The sequence below is a fragment of the Aeromicrobium sp. NPDC092404 genome, from assembly GCF_040684095.1.
In the GTDB taxonomy this organism is placed as follows: Bacteria; Actinomycetota; Actinomycetes; order Propionibacteriales; family Nocardioidaceae; genus Aeromicrobium.
Window position 1 is genome coordinate 754,139 of the sequence record NZ_JBFBFI010000002.1, and the last position, 13,795, is coordinate 767,933.

Consider the following 13,795-nt stretch of genomic DNA (forward strand, 5'->3'; position numbering starts at 1 on the left):
CACTTGAGGAAATCCCGTGGGCATTGTCGTCCAGAAGTACGGCGGCTCCTCGGTTGCCGACGCAACCAGCATCAAGAGGGTCGCCCAGCGCATCGTCGCGACCAAGAAGGCCGGTCACGACGTCGTCGTCGTGGTCTCGGCCATGGGCGACACGACCGATGAGCTCATCGACCTCGCCAACCAGGTCGCACCGCTGCCGCCGGGCCGTGAGCTCGACATGCTGCTGACCGCCGGCGAGCGCATCAGCATGGCCGTGCTGGCGATGGCGATCGGCACGCTCGGCCAGGAGGCCCGGTCATTCACCGGCTCGCAGGCCGGTGTCATCACCGACTCCGAGCACGGCAAGGCCAAGATCATCGACGTCACCCCGGGTCGCATCGAGGCCGCCCTCTCCGAGGGCGCGATCGCGATCGTCGCCGGGTTCCAAGGGGTCTCGCAGACCACCAAGGACATCACGACGCTGGGGCGTGGCGGCTCCGACACCACGGCGGTCGCGCTCGCCGCAGCGCTCGACGCCGACGTGTGCGAGATCTACACCGACGTCGACGGCATCTTCACCGCCGACCCGCGCATCGTGCCCAACGCCCGCCAGATCCCGCGCATCTCGTACGAGGAGATGCTGGAGATGGCGGCCAACGGGGCCAAGATCCTGCACCTGCGGTGCGTCGAGTACGCCCGCCGCAACGACATGCCGATCCACGTACGTTCGTCGTTCTCCGACAAGACCGGCACCTGGGTCGTGAAGACCGAGGACGTCATCCAAGAGGGGCACTCCATGGAACAAGCAATCATCTCCGGCGTCGCGCACGACCGCAGCGAGGCCAAGATCACCGTCGTGGGCGTGCCCGACAAGGTCGGCGAGGCCGCCACGATCCTGCAGGCGCTCGCTGATGCGCAGATCAACATCGACATGATCGTCCAGAACGTGTCGGCGGCCACCACGTCGCTGACCGACATCTCGTTCACCCTGCCGCGGGCCGACGGCCAGACCGCCATGACCGCGCTCGCGCGGCTCAAGGACCAGGTCGGCTTCGAGCAGCTGCAGTACGACGACAGCGTCGGCAAGGTGTCGATCGTCGGTGCCGGCATGCGGTCGTCACCGGGCATCACGGCCCGCTTCTTCCGTGCGCTCGCCGATGCCGGCGTCAACATCGAGATGATCTCGACCTCGGAGATCCGCATCTCCGTCGTCGTGACCGAGAACCAGATCGACGCGGCCGTCAACGCCGCGCACGCCGCCTTCGACCTCGGCACCGACGAGGTCGAGGCCGTGGTCTACGGAGGTACCGGACGATGACCACCATCGGAATCGTCGGCGCGACCGGGCAGGTCGGCGTCGCCATGCGCAGCATCCTCGAGGAGCGCAGCTTCCCGGCCGACGAGGTGCGCTTCTTCGCGTCGTCGCGCTCGGCCGGCAAGACGCTGCCGTGGAAGGGTGGCGAGATCGTCATCGAGGACGCCGCGACCGCTGATCCGGCCGGCCTCGACATCGCGCTGTTCTCGGCCGGTGCCACGACCTCCAGGGCCCAGGCGCCGCGCTTCGCCGCGGCCGGCGCGATGGTCATCGACAACTCCTCGGCGTTCCGCAAGGATCCCGAGATCCCGCTGATCGTCAGCGAGGTCAACCCCGAGGACATCGCCAAGGCGACCCAGAACATCATCGCCAACCCCAACTGCACCACGATGGCCGCGATGCCCGTGCTCAAGCCGCTGCACGACGACGCCCAGCTCGTCCGCCTCGTCGTCAGCAGCTACCAGGCGGTCTCCGGCTCCGGCATCGCCGGCGTCCAGGAGCTCCACGGTCAGGCCCTCGCCGTCGTCGACAAGGCCAACGAGCTGGCGTACGACGGCAGCGCCGTCACGTTCCCGACGCCCGCCACGTACGTCGCACCGATCGCCTTCAACGTGCTGCCGATGGCTGGGTCGATCGTCGACGACGGATCGTACGAGACCGACGAGGAGCAGAAGCTCCGTAACGAGAGCCGCAAGATCCTGCACATCCCGGACCTCAAGGTCGCCGGCACCTGCGTCCGTGTCCCGGTCTTCACCGGGCACTCGTTGTCGATCCACGCCGAGTTCGCCCGGTCGATCACACCGGAGCGCGCGACCGAGCTGCTGTCGGCAGCGGCCGGCGTCGAGCTCGTCGACGTGCCGACCCCGCTGCAGGCCGCAGGCACGGACCCGAGTCTGGTGGGTCGCATCCGTCAGGACCAGAGCGTCGACGACGATCGCGGTCTCGTGCTGTTCGTGAGCGGCGACAACCTGCGCAAGGGTGCCGCGCTCAACACGATCCAGATCGCCGAGCTGCTGGTCTAGCCAGAGGACTGGAGCGCGTCGCGGATGCCGATGAAGGCGTCGAGCGAGTCCGGGTCGACGAGTGCACCCTTGGCGGCTGCATCGTCGATCGAGGCGCCCTGAAGGATCTTCTTGACCGGCACCTCGAGCTTCTTGCCCGACAGGGTGCGGGGCAGCGCAGCGACCTGGCGGATGAGGTCGGGCACGTGCCGGGGCGAGAGCTGCGTGCGCAGGGCGAGCGCGATGCGCTGGTACAGCGCCTCGTCGAGGTCGAGGCCTGGACGAAGAGTCACGAACAGCAGCAGCTGCCCAGCCCCGCCCTCGTCGTCCTCCAGGTGCACGACGAGGCTGTCGACGACCTCCGGCAGCGCCTCGACGACGGTGTAGAACTCCGCGGTCCCGAGGCGCACGCCGCCGCGGTTGAGCGTCGCGTCGCTGCGGCCGGTGATGACGCACGAGCCGCGCTCGGTGATCGTGATCCAGTCGCCGTGGCGCCAGACGCCGGGGATGTCCTCGAAGTACGCCGTTCGGTACCGCGACCCGTCGGCATCGCCCCAGAAGCCGACCGGCATCGACGGCATGGGCTGGGTGATGACGAGCTCTCCGAGGGAACCGACGACGGGGCGACGTTCGTCGCCGTACGCCTCGACGGCGCAGCCGAGCATGCGGCAGGAGATCTCGCCGGCGTAGACGGGGACGGTCGGCGCAGCGCCGACGAATCCGGAGCACACGTCCGTGCCGCCGGAGATCGAGCCGAGCTGCACCGTCGGGCTGACCGCCTCGTAGACCCAGCGGAAGCCCTCGGCGGGCAACGGCGCACCGGTGGACCCGACGCCGCGCAGGCGGGAGAGGTCGGCGACCTCGCGAGGCACCAGTCCTTCCTTGCGGCACTGCAGCAGGTAGGGCGCACTGGTGCCGAAGTACGTCACCTCGAGGCGCTCGGCGAGCCGCCAGAGCATCGCGAGGTCAGGAGCGGCCGGGTTGCCGTCGAACAGCACGATCGTCGAGCCGACCGCGAGGCCCGACACCAGGAGGTTCCACATCATCCAGCCGGTCGTGGAGAACCAGAAGAACCGGTCCTCGGGGCCGAGGTCGTGGTGCAGGCCCAGGGACTTGACGTGCTCGATCGTGATGCCGCCGTGCCCGTGCACGATCGGCTTCGGCAGGCCGGTGGTGCCCGACGAGAACAGCACGTAGAGCGGAGCCGCGAACGGCAGGCGTACGAACTCCAGCGGCCCCGTCTCTGCGGTGAGCTCGGCCCACGTGATCGCTCCGTCAGGCGCCGGCGCCGACGGGTCGAGGTAGGGGAGCCACACGACGGTGCGCACGCTCGCGAGGCTGCCGGAGATCGCCTCGACCTCGGCGCGACGGTCGACCCCCTTCGAGCCGTAGCGATAGCCGTCGACCGCGAGGAGGACGGTCGGCTCGATCTGCTGCCACCGGTCGACGACGCTTTGCGTGCCGAACTCGGGCGCACACGACGAGAAGACCGCGCCGAGGCTCGCTGCGGCGAGCATCAGCACGAGGGTCTCGGGGATGTTGGGCGCGTAGGCGGCGACCCGGTCTCCCGGCTCGACGCCGGCACGCAGGAGCCCGATGCGTGCCCGGGCCACCTGGTCGCGCAGCTCGGCGGCTGTCAGGCGTACGTCGTCCCGGCTCTGGGACGCGGCCACCACGACGACGTCGTCGTCGGCACGACCCGGCAGGCGCAGCATCGCCTCGGCGTAGTTGAGTCGTACGTCCGGGAACCACGCGGCGCCGGGCATCGAGGCGTCCGACAGCGCGGTCGCAGGATCGCCGTCGCACGGGAGGTCGAACTCGAGCCACACCGCCCGCCAGAAGTCACCGGGCTGCTCGACCGACCAGGCCCACAGCTCGTCGTAGTCGGCGAACGGCCTGCCAAGACCCTGCATGAAGCGCTCGAGACGCGAGCCGCCGTCGAGCGGCGGGCTCCACAGGATGTCGGTCACTCGGGAAGTGTAGAGCTGCTCTCGGCCACGGTGATGAGCCAGTGCGAGGCGAGATAGGTGACGGCGCCCAGCACCGGGACGAGCACCAGAGCGCGGTTGTCGTCGGCCATCTCGAGGAAGACGCCGAGGATCGCGACGATCGCCAGCACGACGCCGAGGAAGCTGATGATCCCGGCCCGGGCGGTCCCGAAGGCCGTCAGCAGCAGGTCGCCGATGATGATCGCGACGAACGTGACGACGACGAACGTGAGCGAGCCCCACTGCTTGCCGCCGGAGGCCACGCCCCGGACGTCGTTGAAGATCTCGAGGGCGACGAGTCCCAGGCCGACCGAGAGTAGGCCGACGACGAGGCCGGTGACGACGGAGGCGAGGCGTGGGTCGATGTGCGGGATCCGCCAGGCCATCAGCGCATGGAACCGGTCCGCGACGAACGTGCCGGTGGCGCGCGCGGCCGACCCGGTGACGCCTGCGAATCCGGACGCGACGCCGGCGCCCCGCGAGGTCAGGGCCTTGCCCGCCTTGCTGACGTTGACGCGGGGACGGGTGCGGGTCGTGCCCGCGGGCTTGGAGCCTGGACGGCTCGCGACCTTGGCCTGCGGCTTGGTGCTCGCCGTCGAGACCGGTCGGCCGTAGCGGACCGGCTTGGTGGCGGCCGGGGGTGGTGCGACCGGACGGACGACGGTCTTCTTGACGACGCGCTTGACCACCTTCTTGGCGGGCTGCTGCTCGTCGACCATGCGCCGAGTCTTTCACAGCGTGGGTGACGCCGAGGGTCGTCCGAGATTGCGATCTGGTTGAGTTTGTCGACCCGCGACAAGAAATGGCCGAACCGTGAGGTCCGGCCATTCCTTGTCCATCTGGTCGGGCTGACAGGATTTGAACCTGCGGCCTCGTCGTCCCGAACGACGCGCGCTACCAAGCTGCGCCACAGCCCGAACGTCCCTAGCTGAGGGACCCGGAAGAGTCTATCCCAGTCAGGGTGAGCAGGGTCGCCTCGGGGCGGCACGCGAATCGTACGGGCGTGTAGGGCGAGGTCCCGAGGCCCGCCGAGACGTGCAGCCACGAGGGCTCATGACCGTCGACCTGGTGCTGGTGCAGCCCGCGCGCGCGGGCCCGGTCGAGGTCGCAGTTGGTGACGAGAGCGCCATAAAACGGCACGCGGAGCTGGCCGCCGTGGGTGTGCCCGGCCATGATCAGCGGGTAGCCGAGCGAGTTCCAGCGATCGAGCACCCTGACATAGGGCGCGTGGGCGACCCCGATGGCCAGGTCGGCGGCGGTGTCCGCGGGCACGTCGTCGAGCACGTCGTAGTTGAGGTGCGGGTCGTCGACACCGACGAACGACAGGCGCCGCCCACCCGCGACGAACGAGGCGTGGCGGTTGCTCAGGTCGATCCAGCCACGCTGCTCGAAGGCGTGCCGCAGCTGGTCGAACGGCAGGTCGCGCTTGCGGCTCCAGTCGCCGCCCGTCCCGCCGCGGAGGTAGTTCACGGGGTTCTTGGCGACAGGGGAGAAGTAGTCGTTGGAGCCGAAGACGAACGCGCCGGGCAGGTCGAGCAGGTCCCCGTACGCCCGCAGGACCGAGGGCACGGCGTCGAGGTGGGCGAGGTTGTCGCCGGTGTTGACGACCAGGTCGGGCTGGAGGTCGGCCAGGGTGCGCAGCCAGCCCTGCTTCTTGTGCTGGTTGGGCGTCATGTGGGTGTCGGACAGGTGGAGCACCCGCAACGGCTCGGACCCGGCCTCGAGGACCGGCACCGTGACGTGGCGCAGCGTGAAGGCCCGGACCTCGTACACGGAGGCGTAGGCCAGTCCCGCCGCGGCGGCTGCGAGGGGCCAGAGCAAAGGACGCACGGCCCCAGCGTGTCACAGGCATGGTGGGACACTGGAGGCATGTCAGGACTCAAGGACCAGCTTCACGACGACCTCACCACCTCGATGAAGGCGCGTGACGCGCTGCGCACGTCGACCTTGCGGATGGTGCTGACCGCGATCAGCAACGCCGAGGTCGCCGGCAAGGAGGTCCGTGAGCTGAGTGACGAGGACATCGTCACGGTGCTCGGGTCCGAGGCCAAGAAGCGCCGCGAGGCCGCCCAGGCGTTCGCCGACGGCAACCGTCCCGAGCTCGCCGACAAGGAGCGGGCCGAGGCCGAGATCCTCGCCGAGTACCTGCCTGCGCAGCTGTCAGCCGACGAGATCGCCGTCATCGTCACGGCCGCCGTCGAGTCGACCGGTTCCGCCGGCGAGGGCATGAAGGCCATGGGCAAGGTCATGGGCGTCGTCTCGCCCCAGGTCAAGGGCAAGGCCGACGGCGGCGTCGTCGCCGCCGAGGTCAAGCGCCAGCTGGGCGCCTAGTCGTCGCCGTTGCCGTTGCCACGGCCACGACCGCGGCCGGCATCGTCGTCGTCACCGCCTGACGACTTCTTCGCCTTCTGGGGGGCCGGCTGCCGCTCGGGCGGCGGGTCGAAGTTGGTGCCCGGGAGGAAGTCGTCGACCGCCTGCATGGCCTTGGCCCACATCGGTCCGGCGAGCGAGCTGCCGCCGACGGCCGCGAAGCTGATGAAGCTGCCGTTGACCGTGACGCCGACGAGCGACTTGGGTGCGCCGGTCTTCTTGACGCCCGCGATCATCGCTGCGGTGGCGAGCTCGGGCGTGTAGCCGGCGTACCAGACGGCCTTGTTGTCCTGCGTCGTCCCGGTCTTGGCTGCCGACGGGACGCTGAGTCCGGTGCCGTTGGAGAAGCCGAAGCCGCCGGGCTCCTGCACGCCGCGCAGGATGTCGTTGATCTGAGCGGCCTGCTCCTCGGTCAGCACCCGCTCGCAGGCGGGGCGGTACTTCATGATGGATTTGCCGTTGGAGTCGACGATCGAGTCGATCGGCCGGGGCTTGCAGTAGAGGCCGCCCGAGGCCGGCACGGCGTACGCGGCCGCCATGTCGAGCGGGCTGACGCTGGTGACGCCGAGGGTGAAGGGTCCGACCTGGTCCTGGTCGGGCACCTTGATGCCCATGGCCTCGGCCGCGCGCACGGTGTTGCACAGCCCGGCCTTCTTCTCGAGCTGGGCGAAGTAGGTGTTCACCGACTCACGGGTGCCGGTGTACATGTTCTTGTTGCCGCTCGAGGTGGAGTTCTTGACCGGCCACGGCGAGGTGCCGCCGCCGTTGCAGGCGAAGTAGGTGCCGGCCGGGACGGTCATCCGCGGCGGGGAGTTGAAGGACTGGCCCACGTCGATGCCCTGCTTGAGCGCTGCCGCGACCGTGAACATCTTGAACGTCGAGCCCGCCGGGAAGCCGCCGGAGTCGCCGAAGCGCGGCGGGACCGTGAAGTTGATGAAGGACTGGCCCTTCTTCTTGCTGCGACCCATCGGCCGTGACTGGGCGAGGGACCGCACCTTGCCGGTGCCGGGCTCGACCATCGCCATGGCGCCGATCGCGCCGCTGTCCTTGGCCTTGACGGTGTCCGTGACGGCCTTGTTGGCGGCCTTCTGCATGCGGACGCTGATGTTGGACTTGATCGTCAGGCCGCCGCGCTCGAGCGCGCGCTGACGCTCCTCGACGGTGGAGCCGAGCGCGCCCTGGGTCAGCAGGTAGCGGCGGACGTAGTCGCACGAGAACTCCGCGACGGTCGACACGCAGCCGTTGGGGAACTTGGTGATCTTGAGGCCGAGCGGAGCCGCCTGGAAGCGCTTGGCCTGGGCCTCGGTGATCTTGCCGAGCTTCGCCATCACCGCCAGGACGGTGTTGCGCCGGGCCAGGGCCTTCTCGGGGTAGACGCGAGGGTCGAACTCGACGGGGTTCTTGACCAGACCGGCCAGCGTCGCGGCCTGGCGCACGTTGAGCTTGGCCGGGCTGACCGAGAAGTAGTGGTAGGAGGCGGCGCTGATGCCGTAGGCGCTGTCACCAAAGTAGGCGAGGTTGAGGTAGCGCTCGAGGATCTCCTTCTTGGTGTGCGTCTCCTCGTACTCGATCGCCAGCTTGAGCTCGCGGATCTTGCGGGCGGTCGACTTCTTGATGGCTGCCAGCCGCTGTGCCTTGGTCGTCGCCTGCGAGACGAGGGTGAGCTTGACGAGCTGCTGGGTGATCGACGAGCCACCCTGGGTCGCACCTTCGGACGCGTTGTTGACCAGTGCGCGCAAGGTGCCCTTGAGGTCGAGCGCGCCGTGCTCGTAGAACCGGGCGTCCTCGATCGACAGGATCGCGTCCTGCATCGTCGGGGAGATCTTGGCCAGGGGGATGTCCTGGCGGTTCTCCTCGTAGAAGTACGCGATGAGGTCGCCGTTGGAGGCGAGGAGCCGCGTCGTCTGGGCGCTGGGCTGGTCCTCGAGGGTCAGCGGCAGGTCGACGATGTCGTTGCTGAGGTTGTTGGCCGTCGAGGCGAACAGCGCCGTGCCGGGGATGAAGACCGCGGCGAGGAGCACGCCGGCGACGGCTGACAGCAGGGCCATGGTGCCGAGGATCGAGAGCGGTCCGTTGTGGTGCTTTTCCCGCTGTGCGGTCTGGCGCAGCGAGGCGCGGAGCTCATCCCAAGACATGTCAACAGATTACGGGACGATGCCGAGAGTCTCAGTGGCGACAACGTGTCTAGTCCCTACGGACTAGAGAAAGATGGTCACGATCGGTCTGACGTCCCCAGAGCCTGATTCCTAGATTGAGGACAACCAACTTCGATCCATCCGGGATCGGTCTCGGGGAGGTTTTGAACATGTGGAACGAGAACTGGGCGGCCGAGGCCGCATGTCGCGGCAAGTCCGACGCGCTGTTCGTCAAGGGCGCTGAGCAGAACCGGGCCAAGCAGGTCTGCGGCACCTGCCACGTACGTGCGGAGTGCCTCGCCGAAGCGCTGGACAACCGAATCGAGTGGGGCGTCTGGGGCGGCATGACCGAGCGCGAGCGCCGTGCGCTGCTGCGCCGTCGGCCCAACGTCACGGCCTGGCGCAGCGTCCTCTCGCTCGCCGTCTAGCTGCCCGTCTCGCCGGCGCCGGTCAACAGGGCGCCGATCCGGCGCAGTCCGTCGAGGTCGTGCACGTCGCCCGCCAGGGCTGCCACCGACGTGGTGGCCACGCCGGGATGTGCCGCGGCGAACCTGCGCTTCAGGCGCAGCTCACGAGCGGCAACGCGCATGCGCTCGGCGTGGATCGTCAGAAGGTCCGCCGTCATGCGATCGGCCCCACGACCCTGCTCGAGCTTGCGACCGGCGGACTCGGCGTCTGCGGCCGAGATGCCGTCGGCGCCGGTCTCGTGGACGCGGTTGATGACGAGACCGGCCAAGGGCATGTCCTCGCCCGCGAGCCGCTCGACGAAGTAGGACGCCTCGCGCATCGCCGCCGGCTCGGGCGCGGCCACCACGATGAAGGCGGTCTCCTTGGCCTGGAGCAGGGCGTACGTGCCCTCGGCCCGCTGCCGGAAACCGCCGAAGAGCGTGTCGAACGCCGCGACGAACGTCTGCATGTCGGTCAGCACCTGCGCGCCCAGCACCTTGTTGAGCGCGCTCGTGACGATGCCGAAGCCGGCGCTCAGCAGCCTGGCCGGGCCCTTGGCGGGGGCGAGGAGGAGCTTGATGAAGCGGCCGTCGAGCATCGAGGCCAGCCGGTCGGGCGCGTCGAGGAAGTCCAGCGCTGACCGCGACGGCGGGGTGTCGACGACGATCAGGTCCCAGGCCTTGGTGTCGTCCGAGTCCTCGGTCGTGGAGGTCGCCTGGGCGTGCAGCTGGCCCAGCTTCTCCATGGCCATGTACTCCTGCGTGCCCGCGAACGAGCTCGACAGCGCGACGTAGAACGGGTTGGCCAGGATCTGCTGGGCCTTCTCCGGCGTGGCGTGCGCCTCGACGACCTCGTCGAACGTGCGCTTCATGTCGAGCATCATGGCGTCGAGGGAGCCGCCGTCCCGTCCGACGTCCTTGACCGGGCGGGGCGTGTTGTCGAGCTCGGTCAGTCCCATCGCCTGGGCGAGCCGGCGGGCCGGGTCGATCGTGAGCACACAGACCTTGCGGCCCTGCTCCGCGGCGCGCAGCGCGAGGGCGGCGGCGGTCGTGGTCTTGCCGACCCCGCCCGACCCGCAGCACACGATGATCTCGGTCGTCCGGTCGGCGAGCAGCTCGTCGATGTCCAGCGTCCCGGCCGCTGGGCCGCCAGAGCCTCCGCGGGGCGAGGTGCGGCCCTTGCGGGCCGAGGGCGACGTCTGCGCGCGGCCGGTCATGCGGCGTCCCGGAGTCGCTCGGCGAGCTCGAACAGCGCACCGAGGTCGATGCCTTCGGACAGGGCGGGCAGCTCCACGAGCGGCTGGCCGCAGCCTTCGAGGATCTCGCGCTGGCCGTCCTGCAGCCGCTGCCGCTCGAGGTGGGCCTCGCCACCGGCGATGAGTGCCGGCGCAGCGGCGGACTCGATGGAAGCCTTGGCCAACGACTGCTTGACCTTGCTCGCGGTCAGCGTGCCGGCCTCCAGCGCCTCGCGGGTGCCGGCCGACAACAGCGGCGGGCGTACGAGGTTGAGGATGACCTGGCCGACCGGGAGCCGCTCGGACTGAAGCTCGGCGATGCCGTCGATCGTCTCCTGCACCGGCATCTCCTCCAGCACGGTCACGAGGTGCACGTGGGTCTCCCTCGATCGCATCATCTCCATGATCGAGTCGGCCTGACGACGGATGGGGCCGACCTTGGCCAGGCCCGCGACCTCGGAGTTGACGTTGAGGAACCGGGTGATGCGACCCGTCGGCGGGGCGTCCATGATCACCGCGTCGTACGCGAACCCGTCGCCGTTGCGCCGCCGGGCCGCCTCGTAGACCTTGCCGGTCAGGAGCACGTCACGGACGCCGGGCGCGATCGTCGTGGCGAAGTCGATGATGCCGAACTTGTCGAGGGCCTTGCCCGCGCGCCCGAGGCGGTAGTACATCGCGAGGTACTCCAGCAGCGCCGACTCAGGGTCGATCGCCAGGGCGTACACCTCACCGCCGCCGAGGCCGACGGCGATCTTGCGCTCCTCGTACGGCAGGGGTGGCACGTCGAACAGCTGCGCGATGCCCTGACGGCCCTCGACCTCGCACAGCAGGACCCGCTTGCCCTTGCCGGCGAGTGACATCGCTAGGGCCGCGGCGACCGTCGTCTTGCCGGTGCCGCCCTTGCCAGTGACGACATGGAGCTGGGTCGAGAGAGCCACGCGTCGAGCCTACTCAGCCGGGCGAGATCCGCAGGCTGACCGTTACAGTCGTGCCATGACGCAATGGGAGTACCTCACCGCCCCAGTCCTGGTGCACGCCACCAAGCAGATCCTCGACAACTTCGGCCAGGACGGCTGGGAGCTCGTGCAGATCGTGCCCGGCATGAACCCGGAGAACCTCGTCGCCTACTTCAAGCGCCCGGTCGCATGAGCACGGTCGACGACCGGCTCGCGGAGATCGGGCTGGCGGTGCCGCCGGTCCCCCCGCCGGTCGCGGTCTACGTGCCCGCGGTGCGCTCCGGCTCGTACGTCTACACGTCGGGCCAGCTGCCGCTGCGTGACGGCCAGCTCATCCTGACCGGCAAGGTCGGCGGCGAGGTCTCGGCCGAAGAGGCGTACGACTGCGCCCGTCAGTGCGCGCTCAACGCGATCGCTGCGGTCAGCTCGCAGGTCGACCTCGACTCGGTCGTCCGGGTCGTCAAGGCGACGGTGTTCGTCGCCAGCACCCCGGACTTCACCGGCCAGCCGGGTGTCGCCAACGGCGCGAGCGAGCTGTTCGGTGCCGCGTTCGGCGAGGCCGGCACCCACGCCCGCAGCGCGGTCGGGGTCCCCGTCCTTCCCCTTGACGCCCCGGTCGAGCTCGAGCTCATCGTCGAGGTCGGCTGACCCGATGCGCGTCCCCCTGCCCGAGCGGCTGCGTGAGCACGCGCAGGGATACAACGGATCCGTCGTCGAGCCGCGCCACGCGTCGACGATCATCGTGGTGCGGGACGGCGCCCAGGGTGTCGAGGCGTACCTCATGCGACGCCAGACCAGCATGGCGTTCGCCGCCGGGATGTACGTCTTCCCGGGCGGCGGCATGCATCCCACCGACGTGACCGACGACGTGCCCTGGGCCGGACCGTCGCCCGCGGAGTGGGGCGCCCGGCTGGGGTGCGACGAGTCGATGGCCCGAGGGCTGGTGGTCGCGGCGGTGCGCGAGACGTTCGAGGAGACCGGGGTCCTGCTCGCCGGGCCGGACGCCTCGACGGTGCTGTCGGACACCAGTGGGGCCGACCTGCAGGCTGCTCGAGCGACGCTCGAGGCCGGGGAGCTGGGCTTCGGGGAGCTCCTGCGCAGCCACGGCCTGGTGCTGCGCTCCGACCTCGTCGGAGCGTGGGCCCACTGGATCACGCCGTCGTTCGAGCCGCGGCGCTACGACACCAGGTTCTTCGTGGCTGCGCTCCCGGAGGGCCAGCGGGTCGGCGAGATGAGCCGCGAGGCCGACCACGCGAGCTGGATCCCGCTGCGCGAGGTGCTAGACCGGGTCGAGGCGGGCGAGGCCGCGATGATGCCGCCCACCGTCGTCGCCTGTCGTGAGGTGGCCGGGCACACGGCGTCGACGATCCTCGGCGCCGCTGCCGAACGTACGATCCGCACGATCGAGCCGCGCCTCATCGAGGTCGACGGCGAGCTGTTCCTCGAGACCGACCTGGGAGACCCCGCATGACTGACGCTGTCACCGTGACCGACCGCGCGTCGTACGTCCTGGCTGCCAACCCGGGACTCATGACGCTCGACGGCACGAACACCTGGATCCTGCGCGAGCCGGGAGCGACCAGCTCCGTCGTCGTCGACCCCGGTCCGTCCGACGAGACCCACCTCCAGGCGGTGCTGGCGGCGGCCGGGACCGTGGGGCTCGTCCTGTTCACGCACCGGCACTTCGACCACACCGAGGCGCTCGGGCGATTCGTCGAGCTGACCGGGGCGCCGACGCGTTCGACGGACCCGGAGTTCACGCGCGGGGCGGAGGTGCTCTCCGACGGCGAGACGATCGTCGTCGACGGGCTGGAGCTGGAGGTCATCGCGACGCCGGGTCACACGACCGACTCGACCTGCTTCCGGCTCACGGCTGACGGCTCGCTGCTCAGCGGCGACACGATCTTGGGGCGTGGCACCACGGTGATCGCCCATCCCGACGGTGTGCTCGGCCCCTACCTCGACTCGCTCGCGCACATTCGTGAGCTGATCGACGAGGGTCTGGTCAGCCGCATCCTGCCGGGGCACGGGCCGGTGATCGACGATCCCCTCGCGGTGGTCGACTTCTACCTCGACCACCGAGCCGACCGGCTCGACCAGGTACGCGCGGCCGTCGACGCGGGCGCGACGACGGCCCGCCAGGTCGTCGAGGTGGTCTACCGCGACGTCGACGAGTCCCTCTGGGGCGCCGCCGAGCTCAGCGTCGCCGCCCAGCTGGACTACCTGAAAACCTAACCCCGGCCCCGGCCCCGGCCCCGGCCCCGGCCCCGGCCCCGGCCCCGGCCCCGGCCCGAGGTCCCGAGATTTGGATCCAGGTGCACCACCTTGGCCGCGCCGGTGGTGCAGATGCATCCAAATCTCGGTGCACAG

14 protein-coding genes and 1 tRNA gene are annotated in these 13,795 nt (G+C 69.8%); 8 read left to right on the top strand and 7 right to left on the bottom strand.

The annotated features are described in order from the left end of the window. Positions 1 to 16 precede the first annotated feature (16 nt). Complete coding sequence (locus tag AB0N22_RS14250) at positions 17 to 1,297, top strand: aspartate kinase (protein ID WP_364641381.1); 1,281 nt, start codon at positions 17 to 19, stop codon at positions 1,295 to 1,297. Further along, positions 1,294 to 2,316: an aspartate-semialdehyde dehydrogenase gene (locus AB0N22_RS14255; protein WP_364641384.1), complete on the top strand. Its 1,023-nt coding sequence runs from the start codon at positions 1,294 to 1,296 to the stop codon at positions 2,314 to 2,316. The genes AB0N22_RS14250 and AB0N22_RS14255 overlap by 4 nt, the downstream gene beginning before the upstream one ends. Here AB0N22_RS14255 and AB0N22_RS14260 read toward each other — a convergent pair. The 4 genes from AB0N22_RS14260 to AB0N22_RS14275 form a co-directional block, all read right to left on the bottom strand. Then, complete coding sequence (locus AB0N22_RS14260) at positions 2,313 to 4,265, bottom strand: acetoacetate--CoA ligase (protein WP_364641387.1); 1,953 nt, start codon at positions 4,263 to 4,265, stop codon at positions 2,313 to 2,315. The two genes, AB0N22_RS14255 and AB0N22_RS14260, sit on opposite strands and share 4 nt — an antisense overlap. Beyond that, on the bottom strand, positions 4,262 to 5,002 hold the full coding sequence (locus tag AB0N22_RS14265; protein WP_364641390.1) for a hypothetical protein: 741 nt from the start codon (positions 5,000 to 5,002) through the stop codon (positions 4,262 to 4,264). The genes AB0N22_RS14260 and AB0N22_RS14265 overlap by 4 nt, the downstream gene beginning before the upstream one ends. 121 nt (positions 5,003 to 5,123) lie before the next feature. Continuing rightward, positions 5,124 to 5,200 (bottom strand) — tRNA-Pro (locus AB0N22_RS14270). Between the two features lie 7 nt (positions 5,201 to 5,207). Beyond that, on the bottom strand, positions 5,208 to 6,113 hold the full coding sequence (locus AB0N22_RS14275; RefSeq protein ID WP_364641393.1) for a metallophosphoesterase: 906 nt from the start codon (positions 6,111 to 6,113) through the stop codon (positions 5,208 to 5,210). A 39-nt stretch (positions 6,114 to 6,152) separates the two neighbouring features. On the opposite strand from AB0N22_RS14275, the gene AB0N22_RS14280 reads away from it, so the two are divergent. Continuing rightward, positions 6,153 to 6,614 (top strand): GatB/YqeY domain-containing protein, encoded by a 462-nt coding sequence (locus AB0N22_RS14280; RefSeq protein WP_364641396.1) that lies wholly within the window; start codon positions 6,153 to 6,155, stop codon positions 6,612 to 6,614. On the opposite strand, the gene AB0N22_RS14285 is transcribed toward AB0N22_RS14280, so the two are convergent. Then, positions 6,611 to 8,788: a transglycosylase domain-containing protein gene (locus tag AB0N22_RS14285; RefSeq protein ID WP_364641399.1), complete on the bottom strand. Its 2,178-nt coding sequence runs from the start codon at positions 8,786 to 8,788 to the stop codon at positions 6,611 to 6,613. The two genes, AB0N22_RS14280 and AB0N22_RS14285, sit on opposite strands and share 4 nt — an antisense overlap. Positions 8,789 to 8,958: 170 nt before the next feature. Here AB0N22_RS14285 and AB0N22_RS14290 point away from each other — a divergent pair, with 170 nt between their 5' ends. Next, complete coding sequence (locus AB0N22_RS14290) at positions 8,959 to 9,216, top strand: WhiB family transcriptional regulator (protein ID WP_364641402.1); 258 nt, start codon at positions 8,959 to 8,961, stop codon at positions 9,214 to 9,216. Here the strand turns inward: AB0N22_RS14290 and AB0N22_RS14295 are convergent. Both AB0N22_RS14295 and AB0N22_RS14300 read right to left on the bottom strand, forming a co-directional pair. Continuing rightward, positions 9,213 to 10,451 carry an ArsA-related P-loop ATPase gene (locus AB0N22_RS14295; protein ID WP_364641405.1) on the bottom strand — a complete coding sequence of 413 codons (1,239 nt, stop codon included), beginning with the start codon at positions 10,449 to 10,451 and terminating at the stop codon, positions 9,213 to 9,215. The two genes, AB0N22_RS14290 and AB0N22_RS14295, sit on opposite strands and share 4 nt — an antisense overlap. Then, positions 10,448 to 11,407 (bottom strand): ArsA-related P-loop ATPase, encoded by a 960-nt coding sequence (locus AB0N22_RS14300; protein ID WP_364641408.1) that lies wholly within the window; start codon positions 11,405 to 11,407, stop codon positions 10,448 to 10,450. The genes AB0N22_RS14295 and AB0N22_RS14300 overlap by 4 nt, the downstream gene beginning before the upstream one ends. Before the next feature lie 55 nt (positions 11,408 to 11,462). Here AB0N22_RS14300 and AB0N22_RS14305 point away from each other — a divergent pair, with 55 nt between their 5' ends. Genes AB0N22_RS14305 through AB0N22_RS14320 form a run of 4 tightly spaced genes read left to right on the top strand, consistent with a single transcriptional unit; the run spans position 11,463 to position 13,660 of the window. Then, a complete protein-coding gene (locus AB0N22_RS14305) occupies positions 11,463 to 11,618 on the top strand; it encodes a DUF4177 domain-containing protein (RefSeq protein ID WP_364641411.1) in 156 nt (51 codons plus the stop codon). Continuing rightward, positions 11,615 to 12,073, top strand: coding sequence for a RidA family protein (locus AB0N22_RS14310; protein ID WP_364641414.1), 459 nt, complete (start codon positions 11,615 to 11,617; stop codon positions 12,071 to 12,073). The genes AB0N22_RS14305 and AB0N22_RS14310 overlap by 4 nt, the downstream gene beginning before the upstream one ends. 4 nt (positions 12,074 to 12,077) lie before the next feature. Further along, positions 12,078 to 12,896 carry an NUDIX hydrolase gene (locus AB0N22_RS14315; protein ID WP_364641417.1) on the top strand — a complete coding sequence of 273 codons (819 nt, stop codon included), beginning with the start codon at positions 12,078 to 12,080 and terminating at the stop codon, positions 12,894 to 12,896. Beyond that, positions 12,893 to 13,660 carry an MBL fold metallo-hydrolase gene (locus AB0N22_RS14320; protein WP_364641420.1) on the top strand — a complete coding sequence of 256 codons (768 nt, stop codon included), beginning with the start codon at positions 12,893 to 12,895 and terminating at the stop codon, positions 13,658 to 13,660. Before AB0N22_RS14315 ends, AB0N22_RS14320 begins: the two co-directional genes overlap by 4 nt. The last annotated feature ends 135 nt before the right edge of the window (positions 13,661 to 13,795 follow it).